Here is a 23,793-nt window from a genome sequence, read left to right as displayed (position 1 = left end):
TTGCAACTCGTTGATTTTGCTTGTGCTACGTGCCTTCGCGATTGTGCCCCCCGCATTGCGGGTATAGACTTTGCACACCGATCACCCTAGGCCCCCTGTGGTCCCCCGACCGCCCGCGAGCATGAAACCACCGATCCAGTTGCCCCTGGGTGTGCGCCTGCGCGATGACGCCACCTTCATCAACTACTATCCGGGCGCCAATGCAGCGGCATTGGGCTACGTCGAGCGGCTGTGCGAAGCCGACGCCGGCTGGACCGAGAGCCTCATCTACCTGTGGGGCAAGCAGGGTGTCGGCCGTAGCCATCTGTTGCAGGCTGCCACACACCGCTTCCAGCAGCGTGGCGAGGCCGCTGTGTACCTGCCGCTGGCGCAGTTGCTCGACCGGGGCATCGGGTTGCTCGATTACCTGGCGCAGTACGAGCTGGTGTGCATCGATGACTTGCATGTGATTGCCGGCAAGGCGGAGTGGGAAGAGGCGATGTTCCATCTGTTCAACCGCCTGCGCGACAGCGGCCGGCGCCTGCTGCTGGCGGCCTCGGCCTCGCCGCGCGAACTGCCGATCAAGCTGCCCGACCTCAAGTCCCGCCTGACCCTGGCGCTGGTATTCCAGATGCGCGGCCTGTCTGATGAAGACAAGCTGCGCGCCCTGCAATTGCGCGCCTCGCGCCGTGGCCTGCACCTGACCGACGAAGTCGGCCATTTCATCCTTACCCGTGGTACGCGCAGCATGAGTGCGCTGTTCGACCTGCTCGAGCGGCTCGATCAGGCTTCTTTGCAGGCGCAGCGCAAGCTGACCATCCCGTTCCTGAAAGAAACGCTCGGCTGGTAAGCCCTTAAATACGGGGCTTTGAGCGGCAAAACGGAAAAGTCACATCTTTTTCGATAAAATTTGCAAATGGTCCTGATAGAAGGCATAGTTTCCCCCTTCTAAAGGACTACAGACACGGTCGTGCCCATGCTCAAGCGCTTCGCACCCCTCGTGCCCCTCGCACTCGTGACCCTGCTGATTGGCTGCGCGGCCCAAGGCCCTGTTTCCCAGCCCCAGGATCACACCCCGGTCGCCTCCCAGTCGGCGCCCGAGGCCAAGGCTTCGGTATCGTCCGTATTCGGCGAGCAGCAAGAGCTGGCCACTGAAGATGACCTTCAGGCGTTCTCCAGCAACAGCAAGCCTTATCAGTTGCCAGTATTGGCCGACAGCATCCTGGAGCGCGGCATGTCCCTGATCGGTACCCGTTACCGCTTCGGTGGTACCTCGCAGGCGTCCGGTTTCGATTGCAGCGGTTTCATCGGCTATCTGTTCCGCGAAGAGGCCGGCATGAACCTGCCGCGCTCGACCCGCGAAATGATCAAGGTCGATGCGCCCAAAGTTGCCCGCAACAAGCTCAAGCCAGGTGATCTGCTGTTCTTCAGCACCAATGGCCGTGGCCGTGTCAGCCATGCCGGCATCTACTTGGGCGACAACCAGTTCATCCATTCCAGCAGCCGCCGCAGCGGTGGTGTGCGCATCGACAACCTCGGTGATCGCTACTGGAGCAAGACCTTCATCGAAGCCAAGCGCGCCTTGGCCATGGCGCCAGCGAGCAATATCGCACGCAACTGATGTCAAAATGATGTACCCTGCCGCGGCGACGATGCTTGAAAAGCTCGTCGCCGTGCGCATTTACAGAATGCGTCTAATCTAAATTCTCAACACTTTTCGGTTGCAGCCCAGCGATCTCAGACAGGATGTTCTGGCCATGGTGATGATGGCGCGCTTCGCATTCCTTTCCTTGGTGGCATTGCTTGCCGCCTGCTCCGGCCGTGCCCCGGCACCGGCGCCTGTGGTACAGCCACAGGTCCCGTACAGCCAACCCATAGCGTCCCCGGTTGCCAACGACGTGCTGATCCGCGCAATCGGCCTGGTGGGTACGCCGTATCGTTGGGGCGGCAACACTCCCGACTCCGGTTTCGATTGCAGTGGCTTGATCAACTACGTCTACCGGGACGCGGCGGGCATCAGCCTGCCTCGCTCCACGCGAGAAATGATCGTCATGCGTGCGCCGACCGTAGACGTTCACTCACTGCAATCGGGCGACCTGGTGTTCTTCGCTACCAGCGGTGGCTCGCAGGTGAGCCACGCCGGCATCTACGTGGGCGAAGGGCGGTTCGTGCATGCTCCGTCCACCGGTGGCACCGTGCGCCTGGACTACCTGTCCAACAGCTACTGGTCCAAAGCCTACCTGCAGGCAAAACGGGTGATTACCCAGGGGCACCTGGCACAGAACCCCTGATGGCGAAACCGGCCACTCGCAAGGTGGCCGATGCGCGCCGCGCGGGCCGCGCTCCCTATCAAGAGCGCCTGAACCCTCAAGCGAAATCCCCGCCCTTCGATTGACGCTCCCGGTGCAACACTCTAACCTTCGCGCGTGTTTCAGGTGCCCTGCCAGCTCGTCTGGGCAGGGTGAAACTGGGAAGCCGGTGTGCGCCTGCAAGGTGCGAGTCCGGCGCTGCCCCCGCAACGGTAGGTGAGTCAAAAGCCGCGCACGGCCACTGGATACCAGTATCCGGGAAGGCGCGCAGGCCCGGGCCAACGCCCGCTCACGAGCCCGGAGACCGGCCTGTCACTGCCAACGGCATCACGGAGGGTGATGCGCGGTGCACCGTGGCATCTGGCCACGGCTCCTGCGCGTTCTCCGTCTGCCCGCCTATCGACCTGTCACCGTATTTTGCGGGGCGACAGCCTGCGGAGACCCCCATGAGCGAAACCACCGAACGCGACGAACGTCACCTGGCGCGTATGCAGCGCAAGAAGGCGATCATCGACGAGCGCATCGCCAATTCCCCTAACGAGTGCGGCTTGCTGCTGGTGCTGACCGGCAATGGCAAGGGCAAGAGCAGCTCGGCGTTCGGCATGCTCGCACGCGCCCTGGGCCACGGCATGCAGTGTGGTGTGGTGCAGTTCATCAAGGGCCGCAACAGCACCGGCGAGGAGCTGTTCTTCCGGCGCTTCCCCGAGCAGGTGCGCTACCACGTGATGGGCGAAGGCTTTACCTGGGAAACCCAGGACCGCCAGCGCGACATTGCCGCCGCTGAGGCAGCCTGGGCGGTTTCGCGCCAGCTGCTGCAGGACCCGAGCGTCCAGTTCGTGGTGCTCGACGAGCTGAACATCGCCCTCAAGCACGGCTACCTTGACCTCGATCAGGTGCTTGGCGATATCCAGGCGCGCCCCCCCATGCAGCATGTGATCGTCACCGGCCGCGCGGCCAAGCCCGAAATGGTCGAGCTGGCCGACACCGTCACCGAGATGGGTATGCTCAAGCATGCCTTCCAGGCCGGTATCCGCGCGCAGAAGGGCGTCGAACTGTGAGTCAGACGCGCCACTGCCCAGCCGTTCTGATCGCAGCACCGGCATCTGGCCAGGGCAAGACCACCGTGACTGCGGCCCTGGCCCGCCTGCACCGCAACCTGGGGCGCAAGGTCCGTGTGTTCAAATGCGGGCCTGATTTTCTCGACCCGATGATCCTCGAGCGTGCCAGTGGGGCGCCGGTGTACCAGCTCGACCTGTGGATGATCGGTGCGCAGGAAAGCCGGCGCCTGCTGTGGGAAGCGGCGGGTGAGGCCGACCTCATCCTGATCGAGGGCGTCATGGGCCTGTTCGACGGCACTCCTTCCAGTGCCGACCTGGCGCGCCACTTCGGCGTGCCGGTTCTTGCCGTGATCGATGGTACGGCCATGGCCCAGACCTTTGGCGCACTGGCCCTGGGGCTGGCGCGCTACCAGGCCGACCTGCCGTTCGCTGGCGTGCTCGCCAACCGTGTCGGCAGCCTGCGCCACGCGCAGTTGCTCGAAGGTAGCCTGACCGAGGGCCTGCGCTGGTACGGCGGGCTGTCGCGCGAGCGCGGTATCGAGCTGCCCAGCCGCCACCTGGGGTTGGTTCAGGCCAGCGAGCTGAATGACCTGGACGCGCGCCTGGACGCCGCCGCCCAAGCACTGGGCAGCAGCTGCGATGCCGCATTGCCGCCGCCGGTAGCATTCGCCGCGCCGGACGTACCGACGTGCAGCGCCTCGCTGGCGGGTGTGCGCATTGGCATCGCCCGGGACGAAGCGTTTGCCTTCACCTACGGCGCCAACCTCGACCTGCTGCGCAACCTGGGCGCACAGCTGGCGTTCTTCTCGCCGCTGCACGACCGCGAGCTGCCCGCCGTGGATAGCCTGTACCTGCCGGGCGGCTACCCTGAGCTGCATCACCATGCGCTGGCCGCCAACGCACCGATGTGCGCCGCGATCCGTGCGCACCACGGCGCAGGCAAGCCGTTGCTGGCCGAGTGCGGTGGCATGCTTTACCTGCTCGATGCCCTGACCGATGTGGCCGGCGAGCGTGCCGCACTGCTTGGCCTGCTGCCCGGCGAGGCGACCATGCAGAAACGCCTGGCGGCGCTGGCCCTGCAGGCTGTGGAACTGCCCGAAGGCACCCTGCGCGGCCACACCTACCACCACTCGCTGACCAGCACCGAACTGCAGCCCATCGCCCGCGGCCAGAGCCCCAACGGCGGGCGCGGCAACGAGGCGGTCTATCGCCTTGGTCGGCTCACGGCATCCTATGTGCACTTCTATTTTCCCTCCAACCCTGAGGCGGCGGCGGCGCTGTTGCGGCCATGAGCGAGCACGCCTTCAGTGATGCCGAACGCGCGGCCGTCTACCGGGCAATCGGCGAGCGCCGCGACATGCGCCACTTCGCCGGCGGCAGCGTTGCGCCTGAAGTGCTCGGCCGCCTGCTCGCTGCCGCGCACCAGGCCCCCAGCGTTGGCCTGATGCAGCCTTGGCGTTTCATTCGCATCACCCAGGGTGAGCTGCGCGGGCGTATCCAGGCGCTGGTGGAGCAGGAGCGGGTGCGCACGGCCCACGCCTTGGGCGAGCGCTCCGACGCATTCATGAAGCTCAAGGTAGAAGGCATCAGCGACTGCGCCGAAGTGTGGGTGGCGGCGTTGATGGACAACCGCGAGCCACACATTTTCGGCCGGCGGACTTTGCCGGAAATGGACCTCGCCTCGCTCGCCTGCGCCATTCAGAACCTGTGGCTGGCGGCCCGCGCCGAAGGGCTGGGGCTGGGCTGGGTCTCGCTGTTCGACCCACAGGCACTGGCCGCGCTGCTGGGGATGCCAGCCGGCGCCAAACCGGTGGCGGTGCTGTGCCTGGGGCCTGTCACCGAATTCTATCCGGCACCCATGCTGGTGATGGAAAACTGGGCCGAAGAACGGCCCTTGAGCGACATGCTGTATGAAAACCAATGGGGGGAGCGCCCATGAGCGTCGCCTTGCTGACCGTGGCCGGCGTGGCCCTGGATGCGTTGTTCGGCGAGCCGCAGCGGCGCCATCCGCTGGTGGCCTTCGGTAACCTGGCGTCGAGCCTGGAGCAGCGCCTGAATGCCGGCGGGCGCGGTTGGCGCAGCCACGGCGTGAGTGCCTGGTTCCTGGCAGTGGTGCCCTTGACCCTGGTGGCGCTGATCCTCTCCTGGCTGCCCGGCATTGGCTGGCTGGTTGACGTGCTGGCGCTGTATTGCGCGCTGGGCCTGCGCAGCCTTGGCGAGCATGTGTTGCCGGTGGCCAGTGCCTTGCGCCAGGGTGATCTGGAGGAGGCCAGGCGCCGCGTCGGTTACCTGGTCAGCCGCGAGACCCGCGAACTCGATGAGCCGGCCGTGGCCAGGGCCGCAACCGAATCGGTGCTGGAGAACGGCAGCGATGCAGTGTTCGCCGCGCTGTTCTGGTTCATCGTGGCCGGTGCGCCGGGCGTGGTCCTGTACCGCTTGAGCAATACGCTGGATGCCATGTGGGGCTACCGCAATGAACGTTTTGAACGCTTCGGGTGGTGCGCGGCGCGCATCGACGATGTACTCAACTATATTCCCGCAAGGCTGGTGGCATTGACCTACGCCTTGCTCGGCAAGACCCGCCTGGCCCTGGCCTGCTGGCGCAAGCAGGGCCCGTTGTGGGACAGCCCCAACGCCGGGCCGGTGATGGCGGCCGGTGCCGGTGCGCTGGGTGTCGAACTCGGTGGCCCGGCGGTGTATCACGGCGAGCTGCACGAGCGCCCGCGCCTGGGCGAAGGGCCGATGGCCGATGCCGGTGCCATCGAGCGCGGCTGGGCCCTGGTACAGCGTGGCGTGTGGTTGTGGTTGCTGGTGATCTGCGTGGGAGCCTACTGCAATGCTTGAACATGGCGGCCGACTGCTCAGGGCAGTACGGCAATACGGGATTGCACGGGAGGCCTGGCTCGACCTGTCCAGCGGTATTGCGCCGTGGGCTTATCCTGTGCCGGCGATCCCGGCGCACGCCTGGGCGCGACTGCCCGAGACCGAAGACGGCCTCGAAGAGGCGGCCCGCCAGTATTACGGTGTTGGCCAGTTGCTGCCGGTAGCGGGCTCGCAAGCAGCGATCCAGGCCCTGCCGCATCTGCGCCCGAGCGGTCGCGTGGGGGTGCTGTCGCCGTGTTATGCCGAGCATCCGCAGGCCTGGCAACGGGCCGGGCATCAGCTGATCGAGCTGGATGAAAGCCAGGTCGAGGCGTATCTGGACAGCCTCGATGTGCTGGTGCTGGTCAACCCGAACAACCCGACCGGTCATCGCGTGCCCCCCAACCGCCTGCTTGCATGGCATGCCCGCTTGGCCGAGCGTGGCGGCTGGTTGGTGGTCGATGAAGCCTTCATGGACAACACGCCCGAGCACAGCGTGGTCGGTTGTGCCGACCGCCCCGGGCTGATTGTGCTGCGCTCGTTCGGCAAGTTCTTCGGCCTGGCCGGTGTGCGGCTGGGCTGCGTGGCGGCCGAACTGCCGTTGTTGCAGCGCCTGGCCGAGCTGCTTGGCCCATGGACCGTCAGCGGCCCGACCCGGGTGCTGGCCCAGGCGTGTTTCGCCGACCTGGTAGCCCACCCGCTGCAGATCGAGCGCTGTGCCCACGCCAGCCAACGGCTTGCCACGCTGCTGAAAAGCACCGGCCTTGCGCCCGCGGGTGGTTGCGACCTGTTCCAGTACGTACGCTGCGAGCGCGCAGCGCACCTGCATGACTTTCTCGCCCGCCGCGGCATCCTGGTGCGCCTGTTCGAACAGCCGCCTGCCGTGCGCCTGGGCCTGCCCGCCAGCGCCGCTGAAGAGCAGCGCCTGGCCCAGGCCCTGGCCGATTATCAGAAGGAAACGGCATGACCACCCTCATGGTGCAAGGCACCACCTCCGACGCCGGCAAGAGCACGCTGGTTACCGCCCTGTGCCGTTGGCTGCTGCGCCAGGGGGTGGCCGTGGTGCCGTTCAAACCGCAGAACATGGCACTCAACAGCGCGGTGACTGCCGATGGCGGTGAGATCGGTCGCGCCCAGGCGGTGCAGGCCCAGGCTTGCCGGCTGGCGCCGCACACCGACATGAACCCGGTGCTGCTCAAGCCCAACAGTGACACCGGCGCCCAGGTCATCATCCGTGGCCGCGCGGTCACCAGCATGAACGCGGTGGCCTATCACGTCTACAAGGCTATCGCCATGCAGGCGGTGCTGGCCTCCCATCAGCGCCTCAGTGGCGCGTATCCGGTGGTGATGGTCGAAGGTGCGGGCTCGCCTGCCGAGATCAACCTGCGTGCCGGTGACATCGCCAACATGGGTTTTGCCGAAGCGGTCGACTGCCCGGTGATTCTGGTTGCCGACATCAATCGCGGCGGCGTCTTCGCCCACCTGGTCGGTACCCTGGAGCTGCTGTCGCCGACCGAGCAGGCCCGGGTCAAGGGCTTCGTCATCAACCGTTTCCGTGGCGACATCGCCCTGCTGCAGCCAGGCCTGGACTGGCTGGAGCAGCGCACGGGCAAGCCGGTGTTGGGTGTGCTGCCTTATGTCAGCGACCTGCACCTTGAGGCCGAAGACGGCATCGATGTACGCCAGGCGGCCAAGGATGAGCGCGTGCTCAAGGTGATCGTGCCGGTGCTGCCGCGCATCAGCAACCACACCGACTTCGACCCGTTGCGCCTGCACCCCCAGGTGGACCTGCAGTTCATCGGCCCTGGCCAGCCGATTCCGCCTGCCGACCTGATCATCCTGCCTGGCTCCAAAAGCGTGCGTGGCGACCTGGCGCAACTGCGCGAGCGCGGTTGGGACACCGCCATCGCCCGGCACCTGCGCTACGGCGGCAAGCTCATCGGTATCTGTGGCGGCCTGCAGATGCTGGGCCGTGAGGTGCATGATCCGCTCGGCCTCGAGGGGCCTGCCGGGTCCAGCCCGGGGCTGGGCCTGCTCGATTACGCCACGGTGCTTGAGGCCCAGAAGCAACTGCGCAACGTGGCGGGGGCTTTGAGCCTCGAACAGTCGCCCGTGACCGGTTACGAGATCCATGCCGGCGTCACCCAAGGCCCTGCGCTGCAGCGCCCCGCCGTACAGCTGGCCGATGGCCGCAGCGACGGCGCCATCAGTGCCGACGGGCAGATCCTCGCCACGTACCTGCATGGCCTGTTCGAAGGCCGCCAGTCGTGCGCAGCGCTGCTGCGCTGGGCGGGCCTGGCGCACGTGCAGCAGATCGATTATGAGGCCCTGCGCGAGCGGGATATCGAGCGCCTGGCCGACCTGGTGGAAAAGCACCTGGACACCGCGCAGCTGCGAAAACTTTGTGGGGTCGCCTGACATGCGCAACCTGATCCTCGGCGGTGCCCGTTCGGGCAAGAGCCGCCTGGCCGAGCAGTTGGCAGCCGACAGCGGCCTGCCGGTGACCTATATCGCCACCAGCGAACCCCTGGATGGCGAAATGAACGAACGGGTACGCCTGCACCGCCAGCGCCGGCCAAGCGATTGGGCGCTGATCGAAGAGCCGCTCGCCCTGGCAGCCGTGCTGCGCGCCGAAGCTGCCGAAGGGCGCTGCCTGCTGGTGGACTGCCTGACCCTGTGGCTGACCAACCTGCTGATGCTCGATGACGATCAGCGCCTGGCTCAAGAGCGCGATGCACTGCTCGACTGCCTGGTGCAATTGCCCGGCGTGATCATTCTGGTCAGCAATGAAACCGGCCTGGGCGTAGTGCCCATGGGCGAGCTGACCCGGCGCTATGTCGATCTGGCCGGTTGGCTGCACCAGGCCGTCGCCGAACGTTGCCAGCGCGTGGTACTCACCGTCGCCGGCCTACCCCTGATGCTCAAAGGACCTGCTCTATGAACCCGACCTGGTGGCGTGACGCCTGCCAACCTCTCGACACCGCCGCCATGGATCAGGCCCGCGCCCGTCAGCAGCAGCTGACCAAACCTGCCGGGTCGCTCGGCCAGCTGGAAGCCCTGGCAGTGCACCTGGCCGGGCTGCAGGGGGTTGAGCGGCCGAACCTGGATCAGGTGGCCATCACTATTTTTGCCGGTGACCATGGCGTGGTCGAGGAGGGCATTTCGGCCTATCCGCAGGCGGTGACCGGGCAGATGTTGCGCAACTTCGTCGGCGGCGGCGCGGCGATCAGCGTGCTGGCGCGCCAACTGCAGGCAAGCCTGGAAGTGGTCGACCTCGGCACCATCGACCCGCATCTGGAATTGCCGGGTGTCCGCCACCTGCGCCTGGGGGGCGGTACCGCCAACTTCGCCCGCCAGCCGGCGATGACCGAGGTGCAGCTGCGCTCAGCCCTGCAAGCCGGCCGTGACAGCGTCCTGCGCGCTGCCCAGAGCGGCGCGCAGTTGTTCATCGGTGGCGAGATGGGCATCGGCAATACCACCGCTGCTGCGGCGCTGGCCAGCACCCTGCTGGGCTGCCCGGCGCGCGAACTGAGTGGCCCGGGCACTGGCCTGGACACCGCAGGCGTACGCCACAAGGCTGAAGTGATCGAGCGGGCCCTGGTGCTGCACGGTCTGCGTGCCGACGACCCGCTGCAGGCGCTGGCCTGTGTGGGTGGTTTTGAGATCGCCGCCCTGGCCGGCGCGTACCTGGCCTGTGCACAGCAGGGCATTGCGGTGCTGGTGGACGGTTTCATCTGCAGCGTCGCCGCGCTGGTAGCCGTGCGCCTCAACCCGCAATGCCGGGCTTGGTTGCTGTTTGCCCACCAAGGTGCCGAACCAGGGCACAAGGCGTTGCTCGATGCCTTGCAGGCCGAGCCGCTGCTGGCCCTGGGCCTGCGCCTGGGCGAGGGCAGCGGTGCGGCGCTGGCGGTGCCACTGTTGCGCCTGGCCTGCGTGCTGCACGGGCAGATGGCGACCTTTGCCGAAGCAGCCGTAGCGGACCGCCCGGCATGATCCTCGACCTGCTGCGCCACGGTGAAACCGAGCAGGGTGGCGGCTTGCGCGGCAGCCTGGACGATGCCCTCACCGAGCTGGGCTGGGCGCAGATGCGCAGGGCCGTGGGTGAGTGCGCCCCTTGGGACGTATTGGTCAGCTCACCCTTGCAGCGCTGTGCGCGGTTTGCCGATGAGCTGGGTGAACGGCTGGGTTTGACGGTGCAGCGCGAGGCCGATCTGCAAGAGTTGCATTTCGGTGAGTGGGAAGGGCGCAGCGCCTTGCAGATCATGCAGACGCAAGCGGATGAGCTCGGGCGTTTCTGGGCCGATCCTTACAGTTACACGCCGCCCGCCGGTGAGGCCGTCAGTGCCTTCGCAGAGCGGGTGCTGGGTGCTGTCGCCCGCCTGCACCAGCAGCATGCCGGCAAGCGGGTGTTGCTGGTCACCCATGGCGGCGTCATGCGCCTGCTGCTGGCGCGCGCGCGCGGTTTGCCCAAGGAGCAGTTGCTGCAGGTGGAGGTGGGCCACGGCGCGCTTGTACGTCTGAGCCTGGGCGAAGACGGCCAACTGGCCGAGGTGCACTGAGATGCTGCCTTTATGGATTGCCCTGCAGTTTCTCAGCAGCCTGCCGGTAAGCTTGCCCGGTATGCCCGAACCGCGTGAGGTGGGGCGCTCGCTGCTGTGCTATCCGCTGGTCGGTTTGCTGTTCGGTCTGCTGCTGTGGCTTGCCAGCCATCTGTTGCAAGGCGCGCCGGCGCCTTTGCACGCGGCGTTGCTGTTGACGCTGTGGGTATTGCTCAGCGGTGCGCTGCACCTGGACGGCCTGGCAGACAGTGCTGACGCGTGGCTGGGTGGGTTCGGCGATCGCGAGCGCACGCTCAAGATCATGAAGGATCCGCGCAGCGGGCCGATTGCCGTGGTCACCCTGGTGCTGGTGTTGTTGCTGAAGTTTTGTGCGCTTTGGGTACTTGTCGAGCGCGGCGCCGGTGCGCTGCTGGTGCTGGCACCTGTGATCGGGCGGGCAGCGATGCTGGGGCTGTTCCTGCGCACGCCGTACGTGCGCCCAGGCGGGCTTGGGCAGGCGCTGGCCGAGCACCTGCCGCGCCAGGCTGCTGGCTGGGTGCTGCTGGGCAGTCTGCTGCTGTGCCTGGTGCTGGGCGGCTGGAGCGCGATCTGGCCGATGGCGCTGGCGCTTGGCGTGTTCTGGTGGTTGCGACGATTGATGTGTCAGCGGTTAGGCGGGACAACCGGCGATACTGCCGGGGCGATGCTGGAGTTGCTGGAGCTCACCGTGGTGTTGGGGCTGGCGTTAGCGACTTGAGTGGCTGCTTGGCACAATTGAAACTTCTTGCAACATCCATAGTGCGGGTATATACACGTAATCATGTTGACCAGTGAATGCATCTGCACGCACCTGCGTCGTGCCGCCCGTGGGGTGAGCCGGCATTACGACGAAGCCCTCGTTGGTTTTGGCATTAATGTCGCCCAATTTTCCCTGCTGCGCCATCTGCAGCGCCTCGACCGTCCTAGTATCACTGCCTTGGCCGAAGCCATGGGCCTGGAGCGCAGCACCCTGGGCCGCAACGTGCGAGTGTTGGAGGCCGAAGGCTTGGTGGCCTTGGCCGACGGTGACGACCAGCGCAACCGCGTGGTGTTATTGACTGCGGCGGGTGCTGAGCGCTTGCAAGCGGCATACCCTGCCTGGGAACACGCGCAGCGGCTGCTGGTGGATCAACTGGGCGAAGGGCAGCGTGACGAATTGGTGCGTTTGCTGGGCCAACTGGCCTGATTCATACGATCATAAGCGGGTATATACCCGCATAACCTTGCGATGTGCTGGAGATAACGACAATGACTTCGGTTTGGCGAACCAGCGGGTGGGTACTGGCGGGGGCGGCGTTGATCTTGGCGTTGTCCCTTGGTGTCCGGCACGGCTTCGGCTTGTTCCTGGCGCCGATGAGCGCCGATTTTGGTTGGGGGCGTGAGGTTTTCGCGTTCGCCATCGCCCTGCAGAACCTGATCTGGGGCTTGGCGCAGCCGTTTGCCGGCGCGTTGGCCGACCGCTTGGGCGCGGCCCGGGTGGTCATCATCGGCGGCATTTTGTATGCCGCCGGTTTGCTGCTGATGAGTACGGCCGACTCGGCCTGGTCGCTGTCACTCAGTGCCGGTCTGCTGATTGGTATCGGCCTGTCCGGCACCTCGTTCTCGGTCATTCTGGGCGTGGTCGGCCGGGCGGTACCGGCTGAAAAACGCAGCATGGCCATGGGCATTGCCAGCGCAGCAGGCTCGTTCGGTCAGTTTGCCATGTTGCCCGGCACGCTGGGCCTCATCGAGTGGCTTGGCTGGTCGGCAGCGCTGCTGGTGCTCGGCCTGCTGGTGGCATTGATCGTGCCCTTTGTCGGGCTGCTGCGTGACCGCCCATTGCCTGCCTACGGTGGCGAACAGACGCTTGGCCAGGCGTTGCATGAAGCCTGCTCGCACTCGGGTTTCTGGCTGCTGGCGCTGGGCTTTTTCGTCTGCGGCTTCCAGGTGGTGTTCATCGGCGTTCACTTGCCGGCCTATCTGGTCGACCAGCACCTGGCGGCAACCACCGGTACTACCGTGCTGGCGCTGGTCGGGCTGTTCAACATCGTAGGCACCTACACGGCGGGCTGGCTGGGTGGGCGCATGTCCAAGCCGCGCCTGCTCACGGCACTGTACCTGTTGCGCGCGGTGGTGATCGTGCTGTTCCTCTGGGCACCGGTGACCCAGTTCAGTGCCTATCTGTTCGGCATTGCCATGGGCCTGCTGTGGCTTTCGACCGTACCGTTGACCAACGGCACCGTGGCTACTGTGTTCGGTGTGCGTAACCTGTCGATGCTGGGTGGCATCGTCTTCCTGTTCCATCAGTTGGGTGCCTTCCTCGGCGGCTGGCTGGGTGGTGTGGTGTATGACCGTACCGGCAACTACGACCTGGTCTGGCAGATCTCGATTCTGCTCAGTCTGCTGGCAGCGGCGCTCAACTGGCCGGTGAGTGAACGCCCGGTCGCCCGTCTGCAGGCTCAGGCGGCATGAACCGCTACCTTGCTTGCGGGTTGCTGGCCCTGGGGGCCGCACTGCTGCTGGTGCTGGCGTGGTGGGGCTGGCATCGGGGCGGCATGGCCCTCATGCAACTGGGCATGGGCGTTTGTTAAGCGCTACTCTGCAAGTTCGAGGATCGTTTTGCAGGGGAGTTTTTTGATGCGTGCATATGGGTTGATGATGCCGTTGCTGGCTATGTTCGCTGCCGGTTCTGCCGGGGCGGCGGATTGCCCGGCATTGCTGCAGGGCAGCCTGCCGGAGTTGCGTGGCAAGGGTCAGGTCGACCTTTGCCAGCGTTTTGGCGGCAAGCCACTGGTGGTGATCAACACGGCCAGTTATTGCGGGTTTGCGCCGCAGTTCGAGGGGCTCGAGAGTACCTACAAGGAGTACAACGAGCAGGGGTTGGAAATGCTCGGCGTGCCATCCAACGATTTCAAGCAGGAAGATGCTGACAGCGAGAAGACGGCCAAGGTCTGTTATGCCAATTATGGCGTGACGTTCACCATGACCAAGACCCAGTCGGTACGGGGCAAAGATGCGATCCCGCTGTTCGTGGGGCTGGCGGAGCAGAGCAGTGCTCCGAAGTGGAATTTCTACAAGTACGTGGTTGATCGCAAGGGCAAGGTGATTGCCAACTTCTCCAGCCTGACCAAGCCGGATGATCCTGAGTTCAAGGCGGCGATCGAAAAGGCGATTGCATCGCAGCCATAACCCCGCACTCTTGTTTTTGCTGTCCTTGTGATTTGCAGCCATGGCCGGCAATTCAGCTCCCACAGGTACCGCGCAGGCCTCAAGAGCTGCGCGGTCCCTGTGGGAGCTGGCTTGCCGGCGATGGGCTGCGTAGCAGCCCTGATAAAGCTAACTGACTGGCATCAGCCACAAGGGCGGCGTTCACACAGCCGTACGTATCAGAAGCGGTAGGTGAGGGAGGCACCCACACCGTGAGCGCTGTTCTCGTACTTGGCCTGGTAGCTGCCTTTGCTGGCGCTGACCTGGTTGACCTTGGTGTCTTCCTCCCACAGGTAGGAGTAGGCAACATCGATGGTCATGTCGTCGTTCGGGCTCCAGCCCGCACCCAGGCTGAACACCTTGCGGTCGCCGGTCGGGATGCGCGGTGAACGGTCGTGGTTGTTGGTTGGCGACTGGTCGACGGTAAAGCCGGTGCGCAGCACCCACTCCTTGTTCACCTTGTAGGACGCGCCAATGGCGTGGGCCCAGGTGTCATGCCAGTTCTGCTCTTCGCTGATGGTCTCGAACGCCGAACCTGCCAGCGGTGCTGGAACATCGTTCTGCACGGTGATGTCTTCCAGGCGGCTCCAGCGGGTCCAGGTGCTGCCCGCGTAGAGGGTCCATTGGTCGTCGAGCTCATGGGTGACCGAAAGGTCGACCGATTCCGGTGTCTTGATCTTCAGGCTGGCGTCGAACTTGTCGCCGTTGAAGGGGCCGATCAGTGGTGTGCTGACACGGGTCTTGCCTTCGAGCTTGTAGTCGACCATGGAGTGGTAGGTCAGGCCTACGCGGGTGCGGTCGGTGGCCTGCACCAAGATACCGATGTTGTAACCGACGGCGGTATCGTCGCCCTTGATCTTCACTTCACCGTCATTGCTGCCCGGGGTGAACGGGTTGATCAGGCTCGAGCCCAGTTCGCCCTTGATGCGGTTGATGGTCGGGCCGAAACCGATCGAGACTTTATCGTTGAAGGCGTAGCTGACGGTGGGCTGGAAGGTGATGACTTCGACGTGGCTCTTTTTACCCCAATAGCGCGCGGCATCGTCGCTACCGTAGTCGGTTACCAGGCCAAAAGGTACATAAACGCCGAAACCGACGCTCCAGTGATCATCGATAGGTTTGACGTAGTAACCCATCGGCACGCCGACCACAGGCACCATGTCACCATCGGTTTCCCCCCCGAGGTTGCTTCCAGGGCCCGAGATATCGGTTTTGGCGATGACGGCTGCGCCGCCCACGGTGAATTGTTCGCGCTTGAGGCGTGACATGCCTGCCGGGTTGCCAAACACGGTACTGGCATCTTCGGCAGAAGAAGAACGTCCCGCGAAACCTGTCCCCATGCTGCTGATGCTCTGTTCGTTGAGGGCAAAGCCGGCAGCGAACAGATGGCTGGAAGCGAAAGCCACGGCCAAGCCGAGGGAGGTTTTGAGCATTACTTTTTTCATTATTAGAAACTCCTTGGGATCTCCGGGGCGAAAAGCTACCAACAATTCACGCGCCGCGCCATAGCCTGTATCGCAGGAGATAGAGCGGTTTTGTAGGACAATCCGACCAAAATTCCATTTTTTCCGGCAATGCTGTAGGACGTTTCTTAAGATGCCTGTGGCAATTTCTGAGCAATACACAGATGCCAGGCCTGGGTGAAGTCGCGCAGACGACCTTGGGGGTGAAAAATCTGGCGCCAGATTCGCGCCTGGCCTAGCAGGTCGTCAACGGCAGGCAGGGGCGTTGCTTGTGCTTCGATGAGCATCCAGGCAATGGCGGTGGAGTAGCGCAGGTTGACTGCCAGTTCCAGGTGCGGGCCGCCCAGGAAGGCATGCTGGCTCGCCAGGCCGCGAACCAGGCTGGCCAGCTCAGGGTCACGGGCGAGAAAATCGTCCCAGACCGCCCGATGGCGATGCTCGCCAATACGGTACAGGCCGTGGCCGCGGCGATCATGCAACGCCGAACCGAGTGCCGACTGGCTGGCCGCGATGCCCAGCAAAAGGGCTTCGGCACTGGCGCAATGACGATTGAGGTAGACCAAGGTTGGTCGAATCACATACTGACACAATTCATTCGCCGCAATACCCATGATGCCCTCGAGCAGTAAGGGGCCGACGGGCGTGGGAGCTTGGCAGCTGGTGAGTGATCAGGCCCGCCGGAAGCGGCAAGGACCGCTCGAGTTGAAGTGTAGTGTGATAATCGTGGTGTAAAGGGCTGTTTTTAAATCGATTGCTGCCTGACGTTCGGCGCTATATGCCCTGCGGCAATTAGGCCAAGAACGATCAGGTAGCTTACCGTTTACTGCATTCAACAGCTGAATGCTACGGTATTCGCCGCTCACGCAGTGAGCGACTGGCGCGTCCGGGCAATGACGGCCTGCAGCGGTTCCGAGCGGCTGTACTGTTCTGGGTACAGGCGTTCGGTGTGGCAGGCAACGCCGTGCTCGTCCACCAGGGTGAAGCTGAAGTTGCCCTTGCGTGGGGCAGTGATAAGGCACTTCAACGGCGAGAAGGCCTGGGAAAGGGTGCCAATGGCAGCCTGAATTTGATGATGAGTTTGCATATTGTTGGATGTTCCTGCTTTAAACACGGGGATTATGATCCGTGCATGATAGAAACGTTCCAGTGACGCCTTTATTAAGGGACGAACGAACCTGACTGGAACAGGGCAGCCAGAGGGGGCGCAATCATAAGGTGGGCGCTTGGGCTGACTGGTAGGTACTTCAGAGGGCAGGCAGCATGCCGGGGCCAAGGTTCTAGGCCATCGGTATGGAATCCTGATCAATCTGTCACGTGATTCGTGCTGAACAGCGCAAGGCTGGTGAGTGAATCATCGAAAGGGCCGGTCCTGGTTTCAGCAGTGTTGCTCTTGGGGGGAGCAGGCCTGCAAGGACGTTTCTGGCCAGAATTGACTTTCAGCTTGGTACTAACGAGGGGCACCTTACCGGAAGCTGAGGTGCTTTGCAAGCTTTGTCACAGGTCTTAAGGTAAGCCGAGCAGTATGGCGTTTCTTTTGCGTTGTGTGAAGAGGGGGCAAATGGCGCACAACCGGCTGGATGTACCAAGTTCGTGCATTCAAATGCAGGTTTTCGGTGCACTTGTTCACATTCGAGGCGTGACTTGTAACAGCTCGACAACACCCCCCGCCAAGCCTGCCAATGCCTTGACTGCTACCTTAAGTCAATGAAAAAAAACACTATTTTTAGCTGGTGAAAAAATCGTCAGTTTGACTGAAAGCCCCGTTTCACGCGGGTTTGCGGGGTGGTTTGGGGGGTTGTCCACCGAGTTATCCACAGGAACTGTGGATTGTCCCGAGCGCTTGCTCTAGGACGGGAGTGCCAGCAAATTACAGAACTGTCCGACAATCATCAGGCAGCTGCAGATCCGCCGGCCATCCACTTGGAAACGTCAAGAAAAGATCATCGAAATTTTTTTCCGGGCGCAGAAAATCCTCAGGTCACGATATGAAAAAAAGGGTAGAGTGGCGCGCCTTTCGAATTGCCTTCTCTGTTTGTCATGAAATTTCGCGGTAAATCCCCCACCGAACCCGCTGTCACTTCATCAGCCCCTTCGTCCAAACGCTTTTCACTGAAAGTGGCCCTATGGCTGCTGGACAACCCGCGCCTGGGCGAAAAGCCGCAGGTCAAGCACTTGGCCGGACGCCTGCTCAAACAGCCGGCTCGCGAGGGCGTGGTAGTGGCCCAGAGCCGGTTGGGGCAGATGCTCTGCCGCGACTGCGGCAATTCCCGTGACAGGCGCATCGGTCATGAACTGCTGCGCCAGGCGGCGCGGGCCGGCGACCGCCTTGCGCAACTGGAGTACGCGCGGCTCTGCCAGGCCAGTGAGCCGGGGCAGGCGCAGGAACATACGGACTGTTAAGCTGCATCTCATTTGCGACAGACTTGTTCGGGGTAAGCATGGCAGTGGATCTGACCAGCATTGTGCTGGGCTTGGTGGCAGGCGCCTTGCCTTGCCTGGTTTGGGTCATGCAGGTGCAGCGCCGTCAGGCTGCCCGCCAAAGCGAGCGGGCCTTGCTCGAAGAACGCCTCAATGGCGCCCTGCTGGCCCAGGCCGGCCTGCAGGCGCAACTGGATGCCAGCCGGGACGAGGTCAGTGACCTCAGCGAAGCCAACACGCTCAAGCAGGCCCAACTGGCCGCCCAGGGCCGCGAACTCGAGCTGCTGCAGATTGACCGCGACAATGCCCGAGACGCTGCCCACGGCTGGCACCTCGAACGCGTCAACCGGGAAGCCGAACAGCGTCGCCTGGAGGCCCAGGCAGCACGCCTGGAAGCTGAGCTGCGTGAGCAGCAGGACAGCCATCAGCAGCGCCTTGAAGACCTGCAGGAAGCCCGCGATACCCTGCGTGCGCAGTTCGCCGACCTGGCCACGAAAATCTTCGACGAACGCGAGCAGCGTTTCGCACAGACCAGCCAGCAGCACTTGGGCCAGTTGCTCGACCCGCTCAAGGAGCGCATCCAGGCCTTCGAAAAGCGTGTCGAGGAGAGCTACCAGCAGGAAGCCCGTGAGCGTTTTTCCCTGGGCAAGGAACTGGAACGCCTGCAGCAACTCAACCTGCGCCTGTCCGACGAAGCCACCAACCTTACCCAGGCGCTCAAGGGCCAGAAAACCCAGGGCAACTGGGGTGAGTTGATTCTCGAGCGTGTGCTCGAGCATGCCGGGCTGGAAAAAGGCCGCGAGTACCAGACCCAGGTCAGCCTCAAGAGCGCCGATGGTGAACGCTTCCAGCCAGACGTATTGATCATGTTGCCGGGTGACAAGCAGGTGGTGGTCGATGCCAAGGTCAGCCTCACTGCCTACCAGCAGTTTGTCAGCAGCAATGATGAAAGCGCGCTGAAGCAGCACGTACAGTCGCTGCGCAGCCACGTGAAAGGGCTGTCGAGCAAGGACTACAGCCGCCTGGAAGGCCTGCACAGCCTGGATTTCGTGCTGTTGTTCGTGCCCATCGAGGCCGCGTTCTCGGCAGCCCTGCAGGCCGAGCCGAACCTGTTCCAGGAGGCCTTCGACCGGCAGATCGTGATCGTCAGCCCGACCACTTTGCTCGCTACCCTGAGGGTCATCGACAGCTTATGGAAGCAAGAACGCCAGGGGCAGAATGCCCGCGAGATCGCCGAACGCGCCGGTTGGCTGTATGACAAGTTCGTGCTGTTCATCCAGGACCTTGACGAGCTGGGCAATCGCCTGCAGCAGGTCGACAAGGCCTATGCCGCTGCGCGCAACAAACTCTGTGAAGGGCGTGGCAACCTGGTCAGCCGCAGTGAGCAGCTCAAGCTGCTCGGCGCCCGTGCCAGCAAGAGCCTGCCGGCCGACTTGCTGGAGCGGGCACTGACGGATGAAACGTTGCCGGACGAGGCGGTTACTGAACCAGGCTCAGATGGCGATTGAGCAGCGCGCGCAAGGCCGCCGGCTTGACCGGCTTGGCCAGGTAATCGAGGCCTGCGGCATGCACCGTGGCCAAGGTTTCCTTGCTGCCGTCGGCGCTGATCACCACCCCAGGCACCGGCTCGCCCAGGCGGGCGCGTAGCCAGCCCATCAGCCCGGTTCCGGTTTCGCCGTCATCCAGGTGATAGTCCACCAGCGCCAGGTGCGGGCGCATGCCCTGCGCCAGCAACGCCTCGCAGTCGGCGCGGTTGCGCGCTGTCCACACCTGGCAGCCCCAGCGGCTGAGCAGGCTGTTCATGCCGATCAGGATGCTGTCTTCGTTGTCGATGCACAGCACTTGCAGCCCGGCCAGCGGCTGGCTGGCTTGCTCCACCGGTGCGCTCGGCGCGGCTACGGCCTGGCGGGCGATCGGTACGTTGACGCGGAACACGGTGCCTTTGCCCGGCCATGAGCGCACCTGCAGCGTGTGGCCGAGCACCCGGCACAGGCCATCGGCAATCGCCAGGCCCAGCCCCAGGCCCTTTTCGGCGCGGGTCTGGTGGCTGTCCAGGCGCTTGAATTCCTGGAAGATCACCTGCAGCTTGTCGTCGGCGATGCCTGGGCCGCGGTCCCACACCTCCAGCCACAGCCGTTCGCCCTGGCGCCGGGCGCCCAGCAGGATCGGGCTCTTGCCGTAGCGCAGGGCGTTGGTAAGGAAGTTCTGCAGCACCCGGCGTAGCAGCCTCATGTCACTGTCGATCCGCAGGCGGCTACCGCGCAAGCGGAACTCCAGCCCCTTCTCGGCGGCCAGGACCTTGAACTCCGCACCCAGCGTATCGAACAGCTCATTCAGGGCAAACGGCTTGATGTCGGGGGTGATCTTGCCGTTTTCCAGGCGCGAGATATCCAGCAGGTCGCTGATCAGCTCTTCGGCCGAACGCAGCGAGCTGTCCATGTGCTGCACCAACTGTTGGGCCTCGTCGTTCATGCCCCCGGCCTGTTGCGACAAGGCGGCGGAGAACAGCCGCGCGGCGTTGAGCGGTTGCATCAGGTCATGGCTGACCGCCGCCAGGAAGCGGGTCTTGGACTTGCTGACCGCTTCGGCCTGGCTTTTGGCCTCCGACAGGGCCTGGTTGAGTTGCGACAGCTCGTGGGTGCGTTCGGCCACCCGCTGTTCAAGGCGCTCGTTGGCATCGCGCAACGCCTGTTCGGCCTCGCGGAACGGGGTGATGTCGGTGAAGCTCATCACAAAGCCGCCCCCGGGCATCGGGTTGCCGATCAGTTCGATCACCCGGCCATTGGGGAACAGCCGCTCGGAGGAATGCGCACGGCCTTGGCGCATCCAGTGCAGGCGCCGCGCCACATGCACCTGTGCCTCGCCCGGGCCGCACAGGCCGCGTTCGGCGTTGTAACGGATGATGTCGGCGATCGGCCGGCCGACGCTGATCAAGCCGTCGGGGTAGTTGAACAGCTCCAGGTAGCGGCGGTTCCAGGCCACCAGGTGCAGGTTCTGGTCGACCACACTGATGCCCTGGTTGATGTTCTCGATGGCGCCTTGCAGCAGCGCGCGGTTGAACTGCAGCACTTCGCTGGCTTCGTCAGCGATCCGCACCACGTCTTCAAGCTGCATGTCGCGCCCTTCGATGGCCGCCTTGACCACGGCGCGGGTCGAGGAGCTGCCGAGCACCCCGGCGAGCAGGCGCTCGGTGTGTTCGATCCAGTCGCCGTCAGCGTTCTGGTTGGGGTTGAAGCCTTTGCCCTGGCGATAGGCAAAGCGGATGAAGCTTTGCCGCGCACGTTCCTCACCGACAAAGCGTGAGGCCAGCGTCAGCAGGTCATCGATCTGCACCGCCAGCAGCGGTTTGCCATTGGGGCGGGCACTGGTCTGCTGGCCGATGAAGCGCCCGGCCTGCCAGTGCTCCGACACGCGCGTGCGTGACAGCATCGAGACCCAGGCGAACAAGGTGAAGTTGCCCGCCAGTGACAGCACCACGCCCTGGGTGAGCGGCGTGATCGGCAGGCCCAGCGGGTTGCCGTGCAGCCACGCCAGGCCCGGGAACAGCTGCAGCGACCAGCCCAGGCTGTGGGCGGCGATCGGCAGCACCAGGGTGTAGAACCACAGGAATATACCCGCAGCGAGGCCGGCGAACACGCCACGGCGGTTGGCTTGCTTCCAGTACAGCGCACCGAGCATGGCCGGGGTGAGTTGGGTCACCGCGGCGAAAGCAATCTGGCCGATGGTTGCAAGGCTTGCGGTAGAGCCAAGCAGGCGATAGCTGACATAGGCCAGCAGCAGGATGACCACGATGGTCACCCGGCGCACCGACAGCATCCAGTGGCGGAACACCTCGAAAGGCCGCTCTGCGTTATTGCGGCGCAACAGCCACGGCAGCAGCATGTCGTTGGAGACCATGGTCGACAACGCCACGGCCTCGACGATGACCATGCCGGTGGCGGCCGAGGCACCGCCGATGAAGGCAAGCAAGGCCAGGCTCGGGTGCGCTTCGGCCAGCGGCAGGCTGATCACGAAGGAATCGGAAATCACCGTGCCTGGCAGCAGCATTTGCCCGGCCAAGGCAATGGGCACCACGAACAGCGCGGCCAGGGCCAGGTACATCGGGAACACCCAGCGCGCCAGGCGCATGTCCTGCGGTTCGATGTTCTCCACCACGGTCACGTGGAACTGCCGGGGCAGGCAGATGATCGCCATCATCGCCACGGCGGTCTGCACCACCATCGATGGCCAGTTGATCGTCTCCTGCCAGTAGCTGTCCAGCAGCACCGACTGGCGAGCCTGGGTGAACAGGTCGTCAAACCCGTCGTACAGGTTGAACACCACGAACACGCCGACGGCGAGAAAGGCCAGCAGCTTGATCAGCGACTCGAACGCGATGGCCAGGACCATGCCGCGGTGGTGTTCGGTCACGTCAAGGCTGCGCGTGCCAAAAACGATGGCGAACAGCGCCAGTACCAGCGACACCACCAGCGCGGTGTCCTGCACACGGGTGCCGGTGGCGTCGGCATTCGCGCCGATCAGCAGGTTGACACCGAGCACGATGCCTTTGAGCTGCAAGGCGATGTAGGGCAGCACCCCGACCAGGCAGATCAGCGCCACCACCACGGCCAGGGTCTGCGACTTGCCGTAGCGCGCAGCGATGAAGTCGGCGATCGAGGTGATGTTCTGCTGCTTGCTGATCAGCACCATCTTCTGCAGCACCCAGGGTGCGAAGATCAGCAGCAGGATCGGGCCCAGGTAGATCGGCAGGAACGCCCAAAGCTGCTCGGCCGCCTGGCCGACCGCACCGAAGAAAGTCCAGCTGGTGCAGTACACCGCCAGGGACAGGCTGTACACCCAGGCGCGCAGCCGCGGCGGCAATGGTGTGCTGCGGCGGTCGCCGTAGAAGGCGATGGCGAACATGACGGCCATGTAGGCCAGGGCGACCAGGGCGATCAGCCCGCTGGACAACGACATGAAGACTCCGGAGCAAAAAAAGTAACGCGGTCCCGATCAGTCAGTCTGGCACGCAGGCACAGGTTCGTCAGCGCCGACGATGGTCGCAGTGGCGTGTCGTCGCAGGGCCGGGCACATCAGCCTGTGCCGGTGCCCGGCAATGCCCGCCATCGCCTCAGGAAATGTCGATCTGGTAGCGGAAGCCTTCTGCTGCTGCCTGGGACACGCGGTACTCCAGCGGGTTGCGGTCGTAACCCAGGGCCGTGCGCTGGATTATCACCACCGGCGCACCTTCCTCGATTGCCAGGTGGCGGGCACTGGCGGCATCGGCCGTACCGACTGTCAGTGTTTCCTTGGCCGAGGCTACGCACTGGCCACAGTGGGACTCGTAGAAAGGGTAGAGCAGGTCGCCGAAGGCGTCTGCATCGATATCCAGCAGGGCCATGAAACGCGCAGCTGGTAGCCAGATCTGCTCATGAAACAGCGGGCGGCCATCTACCAGGCGCAGGCGCTCGAGCCAGATGACCTGTTCTGCGTCGCCCAGCCCAAGGGCTTTGCTGACTTCAGCCGGCGGCTCGCGCAACTGCTTTTCCAGTATGCGGCTGATCGGCACCAGGCGCTGGCCGGTCGAATCCACCTGTCGGAAAAACCGAAACAGTGAACCCTCGAAGTCAGGGCGCCGCACGAAGGTGCCGCGGCCCTGGCTGCGCAACAGCAGGCCTTCATTGACCAAGGTGTCGACCGCCTTGCGCACAGTGCCGATGGCGACACCGTAGAGGCGGGTCAGCTCCGTTTCAGTAGGGATCGGTGCCCCGGGTAGCCACTGCCCGGCGGCGATCCTGGCGAGGATTTCTTCCCGTACTTGCTGATAAAGCGGTAGGCGCGGGTCTTGTCCGAGTATCCCGTTACTCATTGTGCGAAGGGTCCATGGCTGACGAGTTGGCGCTACTTTACCACCCGGGGCTCGATTGACAGAGTCGGTCGACTGAAGATATGGTCATATATT

General features: G+C 64.1%; 23 protein-coding genes, 1 pseudogene and 1 riboswitch. Of the genes and pseudogenes, 19 read left to right on the top strand and 5 right to left on the bottom strand.

The genetic code is table 11. The annotated features are described in order from the left end of the window. The first annotated feature begins 121 nt into the window (after nt 1-121). The 17 genes from hda to IWW33_RS05085 all read left to right on the top strand — a co-directional run bounded on the left by hda (nt 122) and on the right by IWW33_RS05085 (nt 13,953). Entirely contained in the window at nt 122-829 is a 708-nt protein-coding gene (gene hda / locus IWW33_RS05160) for a DnaA regulatory inactivator Hda (RefSeq protein WP_039601502.1), read from the top strand. Nucleotides 830-955: 126 nt separating this feature from the next. Then, on the top strand, nt 956-1,600 hold the full coding sequence (locus tag IWW33_RS05155) for a C40 family peptidase (RefSeq protein WP_046787447.1): 645 nt from the start codon (nt 956-958) through the stop codon (nt 1,598-1,600). Between the two features lie 136 nt (nt 1,601-1,736). Beyond that, on the top strand, nt 1,737-2,270 hold the full coding sequence (locus tag IWW33_RS05150; protein ID WP_115272978.1) for a C40 family peptidase: 534 nt from the start codon (nt 1,737-1,739) through the stop codon (nt 2,268-2,270). Between the two features lie 125 nt (nt 2,271-2,395). After that, nucleotides 2,396-2,616: riboswitch (cobalamin riboswitch) on the top strand. A 118-nt stretch (nt 2,617-2,734) separates the two neighbouring features. Next, on the top strand, nt 2,735-3,346 hold the full coding sequence (cobO, locus tag IWW33_RS05145) for a cob(I)yrinic acid a,c-diamide adenosyltransferase (protein ID WP_012313146.1): 612 nt from the start codon (nt 2,735-2,737) through the stop codon (nt 3,344-3,346). Next, nucleotides 3,343-4,638, top strand: coding sequence for a cobyrinate a,c-diamide synthase (locus IWW33_RS05140; protein WP_046787445.1), 1,296 nt, complete (start codon nt 3,343-3,345; stop codon nt 4,636-4,638). The genes cobO and IWW33_RS05140 overlap by 4 nt, the downstream gene beginning before the upstream one ends. Further along, nucleotides 4,635-5,285, top strand: coding sequence for a 5,6-dimethylbenzimidazole synthase (gene bluB, locus IWW33_RS05135; RefSeq protein WP_119688404.1), 651 nt, complete (start codon nt 4,635-4,637; stop codon nt 5,283-5,285). Before IWW33_RS05140 ends, bluB begins: the two co-directional genes overlap by 4 nt. Continuing rightward, nucleotides 5,282-6,190 (top strand): adenosylcobinamide-phosphate synthase CbiB, encoded by a 909-nt coding sequence (cbiB, locus tag IWW33_RS05130; RefSeq protein ID WP_115272975.1) that lies wholly within the window; start codon nt 5,282-5,284, stop codon nt 6,188-6,190. The genes bluB and cbiB overlap by 4 nt, the downstream gene beginning before the upstream one ends. Continuing rightward, a complete protein-coding gene (gene cobD, locus IWW33_RS05125) occupies nt 6,183-7,175 on the top strand; it encodes a threonine-phosphate decarboxylase CobD (protein WP_174142126.1) in 993 nt (330 codons plus the stop codon). Before cbiB ends, cobD begins: the two co-directional genes overlap by 8 nt. Further along, the gene (locus tag IWW33_RS05120; protein WP_174142127.1) at nt 7,172-8,626 is read left to right on the top strand and encodes a cobyric acid synthase; all 1,455 of its coding nucleotides are present in this window, start codon (nt 7,172-7,174) and stop codon (nt 8,624-8,626) included. The genes cobD and IWW33_RS05120 overlap by 4 nt, the downstream gene beginning before the upstream one ends. A 1-nt stretch (nt 8,627) precedes the next feature. Further along, entirely contained in the window at nt 8,628-9,149 is a 522-nt protein-coding gene (gene cobU / locus IWW33_RS05115) for a bifunctional adenosylcobinamide kinase/adenosylcobinamide-phosphate guanylyltransferase (protein ID WP_046787440.1), read from the top strand. After that, complete coding sequence (gene cobT, locus IWW33_RS05110; RefSeq protein ID WP_115272972.1) at nt 9,146-10,201, top strand: nicotinate-nucleotide--dimethylbenzimidazole phosphoribosyltransferase; 1,056 nt, start codon at nt 9,146-9,148, stop codon at nt 10,199-10,201. Before cobU ends, cobT begins: the two co-directional genes overlap by 4 nt. Then, complete coding sequence (gene cobC, locus IWW33_RS05105) at nt 10,198-10,767, top strand: alpha-ribazole phosphatase family protein (RefSeq protein ID WP_174142128.1); 570 nt, start codon at nt 10,198-10,200, stop codon at nt 10,765-10,767. The genes cobT and cobC overlap by 4 nt, the downstream gene beginning before the upstream one ends. 1 nt (nt 10,768) lies before the next feature. Then, the gene (locus tag IWW33_RS05100; protein WP_119688407.1) at nt 10,769-11,503 is read left to right on the top strand and encodes an adenosylcobinamide-GDP ribazoletransferase; all 735 of its coding nucleotides are present in this window, start codon (nt 10,769-10,771) and stop codon (nt 11,501-11,503) included. Between the two features lie 63 nt (nt 11,504-11,566). After that, nucleotides 11,567-11,971 carry a MarR family winged helix-turn-helix transcriptional regulator gene (locus IWW33_RS05095; RefSeq protein WP_119688408.1) on the top strand — a complete coding sequence of 135 codons (405 nt, stop codon included), beginning with the start codon at nt 11,567-11,569 and terminating at the stop codon, nt 11,969-11,971. Between the two features lie 62 nt (nt 11,972-12,033). Then, nucleotides 12,034-13,236, top strand: coding sequence for an MFS transporter (locus IWW33_RS05090; protein ID WP_046787435.1), 1,203 nt, complete (start codon nt 12,034-12,036; stop codon nt 13,234-13,236). After that, a complete protein-coding gene (locus tag IWW33_RS26845) occupies nt 13,233-13,355 on the top strand; it encodes a hypothetical protein (protein WP_256345742.1) in 123 nt (40 codons plus the stop codon). Before IWW33_RS05090 ends, IWW33_RS26845 begins: the two co-directional genes overlap by 4 nt. A gap of 46 nt (nt 13,356-13,401) precedes the next feature. After that, nucleotides 13,402-13,953 (top strand): glutathione peroxidase, encoded by a 552-nt coding sequence (locus tag IWW33_RS05085; protein WP_161871344.1) that lies wholly within the window; start codon nt 13,402-13,404, stop codon nt 13,951-13,953. Between the two features lie 197 nt (nt 13,954-14,150). Here the strand turns inward: IWW33_RS05085 and IWW33_RS05080 are convergent, their stop codons facing one another. The 3 genes from IWW33_RS05080 to IWW33_RS05070 form a co-directional block, all read right to left on the bottom strand. Then, nucleotides 14,151-15,416, bottom strand: a complete 1,266-nt coding sequence (locus tag IWW33_RS05080) for an outer membrane protein transport protein (protein ID WP_046787433.1) — start codon at nt 15,414-15,416, stop codon at nt 14,151-14,153. 146 nt (nt 15,417-15,562) lie between these two features. Further along, nucleotides 15,563-16,045 (bottom strand): hypothetical protein, encoded by a 483-nt coding sequence (locus IWW33_RS05075; RefSeq protein WP_012313161.1) that lies wholly within the window; start codon nt 16,043-16,045, stop codon nt 15,563-15,565. Between the two features lie 248 nt (nt 16,046-16,293). Continuing rightward, entirely contained in the window at nt 16,294-16,518 is a 225-nt protein-coding gene (locus IWW33_RS05070) for a hypothetical protein (protein WP_012313162.1), read from the bottom strand. 953 nt (nt 16,519-17,471) lie between these two features. On the opposite strand from IWW33_RS05070, the pseudogene IWW33_RS05065 reads away from it, so the two are divergent. Both IWW33_RS05065 and rmuC read left to right on the top strand, forming a co-directional pair. Beyond that, a pseudogene (locus IWW33_RS05065) lies at nt 17,472-17,816 on the top strand (sel1 repeat family protein); the annotation flags it as partial. Nucleotides 17,817-17,986: 170 nt separating this feature from the next. Continuing rightward, nucleotides 17,987-19,360 (top strand): DNA recombination protein RmuC, encoded by a 1,374-nt coding sequence (gene rmuC, locus IWW33_RS05060; protein WP_174142154.1) that lies wholly within the window; start codon nt 17,987-17,989, stop codon nt 19,358-19,360. Here the strand turns inward: rmuC and IWW33_RS05055 are convergent. Both IWW33_RS05055 and IWW33_RS05050 read right to left on the bottom strand, forming a co-directional pair. Then, the gene (locus IWW33_RS05055; RefSeq protein ID WP_125924953.1) at nt 19,332-22,808 is read right to left on the bottom strand and encodes a hybrid sensor histidine kinase/response regulator; all 3,477 of its coding nucleotides are present in this window, start codon (nt 22,806-22,808) and stop codon (nt 19,332-19,334) included. The genes rmuC and IWW33_RS05055 overlap by 29 nt on opposite strands. Before the next feature lie 154 nt (nt 22,809-22,962). Next, nucleotides 22,963-23,700, bottom strand: a complete 738-nt coding sequence (locus tag IWW33_RS05050) for a GntR family transcriptional regulator (RefSeq protein ID WP_174142130.1) — start codon at nt 23,698-23,700, stop codon at nt 22,963-22,965. Nucleotides 23,701-23,793: the final 93 nt, after the last annotated feature.

The organism is Pseudomonas sp. M2 (assembly GCF_015751845.1).
Taxonomy (GTDB): domain Bacteria; phylum Pseudomonadota; class Gammaproteobacteria; order Pseudomonadales; family Pseudomonadaceae; genus Aquipseudomonas; species Aquipseudomonas putida_E.
This window is presented reverse-complemented; position numbering and strand designations above follow the sequence as displayed.

Coding starts and splice junctions, on each gene's coding strand:
- hda (WP_039601502.1), top strand. CDS start 122: ATGAAACCACCGATCCAGTTGCCCCTGGGTGTGCGCCTGCGCGATGAC.
- IWW33_RS05155 (WP_046787447.1), top strand. CDS start 956: ATGCTCAAGCGCTTCGCACCCCTCGTGCCCCTCGCACTCGTGACCCTG.
- IWW33_RS05150 (WP_115272978.1), top strand. CDS start 1,737: ATGGTGATGATGGCGCGCTTCGCATTCCTTTCCTTGGTGGCATTGCTT.
- cobO (WP_012313146.1), top strand. CDS start 2,735: ATGAGCGAAACCACCGAACGCGACGAACGTCACCTGGCGCGTATGCAG.
- bluB (WP_119688404.1), top strand. CDS start 4,635: ATGAGCGAGCACGCCTTCAGTGATGCCGAACGCGCGGCCGTCTACCGG.
- cbiB (WP_115272975.1), top strand. CDS start 5,282: ATGAGCGTCGCCTTGCTGACCGTGGCCGGCGTGGCCCTGGATGCGTTG.
- cobD (WP_174142126.1), top strand. CDS start 6,183: ATGCTTGAACATGGCGGCCGACTGCTCAGGGCAGTACGGCAATACGGG.
- IWW33_RS05120 (WP_174142127.1), top strand. CDS start 7,172: ATGACCACCCTCATGGTGCAAGGCACCACCTCCGACGCCGGCAAGAGC.
- cobU (WP_046787440.1), top strand. CDS start 8,628: ATGCGCAACCTGATCCTCGGCGGTGCCCGTTCGGGCAAGAGCCGCCTG.
- cobT (WP_115272972.1), top strand. CDS start 9,146: ATGAACCCGACCTGGTGGCGTGACGCCTGCCAACCTCTCGACACCGCC.
- cobC (WP_174142128.1), top strand. CDS start 10,198: ATGATCCTCGACCTGCTGCGCCACGGTGAAACCGAGCAGGGTGGCGGC.
- IWW33_RS05100 (WP_119688407.1), top strand. CDS start 10,769: ATGCTGCCTTTATGGATTGCCCTGCAGTTTCTCAGCAGCCTGCCGGTA.
- IWW33_RS05095 (WP_119688408.1), top strand. CDS start 11,567: ATGTTGACCAGTGAATGCATCTGCACGCACCTGCGTCGTGCCGCCCGT.
- IWW33_RS05090 (WP_046787435.1), top strand. CDS start 12,034: ATGACTTCGGTTTGGCGAACCAGCGGGTGGGTACTGGCGGGGGCGGCG.
- IWW33_RS26845 (WP_256345742.1), top strand. CDS start 13,233: ATGAACCGCTACCTTGCTTGCGGGTTGCTGGCCCTGGGGGCCGCACTG.
- IWW33_RS05085 (WP_161871344.1), top strand. CDS start 13,402: ATGCGTGCATATGGGTTGATGATGCCGTTGCTGGCTATGTTCGCTGCC.
- IWW33_RS05080 (WP_046787433.1), bottom strand. CDS start 15,416: ATGAAAAAAGTAATGCTCAAAACCTCCCTCGGCTTGGCCGTGGCTTTC.
- IWW33_RS05075 (WP_012313161.1), bottom strand. CDS start 16,045: ATGGGTATTGCGGCGAATGAATTGTGTCAGTATGTGATTCGACCAACC.
- IWW33_RS05070 (WP_012313162.1), bottom strand. CDS start 16,518: ATGCAAACTCATCATCAAATTCAGGCTGCCATTGGCACCCTTTCCCAG.
- IWW33_RS05055 (WP_125924953.1), bottom strand. CDS start 22,808: ATGTCGTTGTCCAGCGGGCTGATCGCCCTGGTCGCCCTGGCCTACATG.
- IWW33_RS05050 (WP_174142130.1), bottom strand. CDS start 23,700: ATGAGTAACGGGATACTCGGACAAGACCCGCGCCTACCGCTTTATCAG.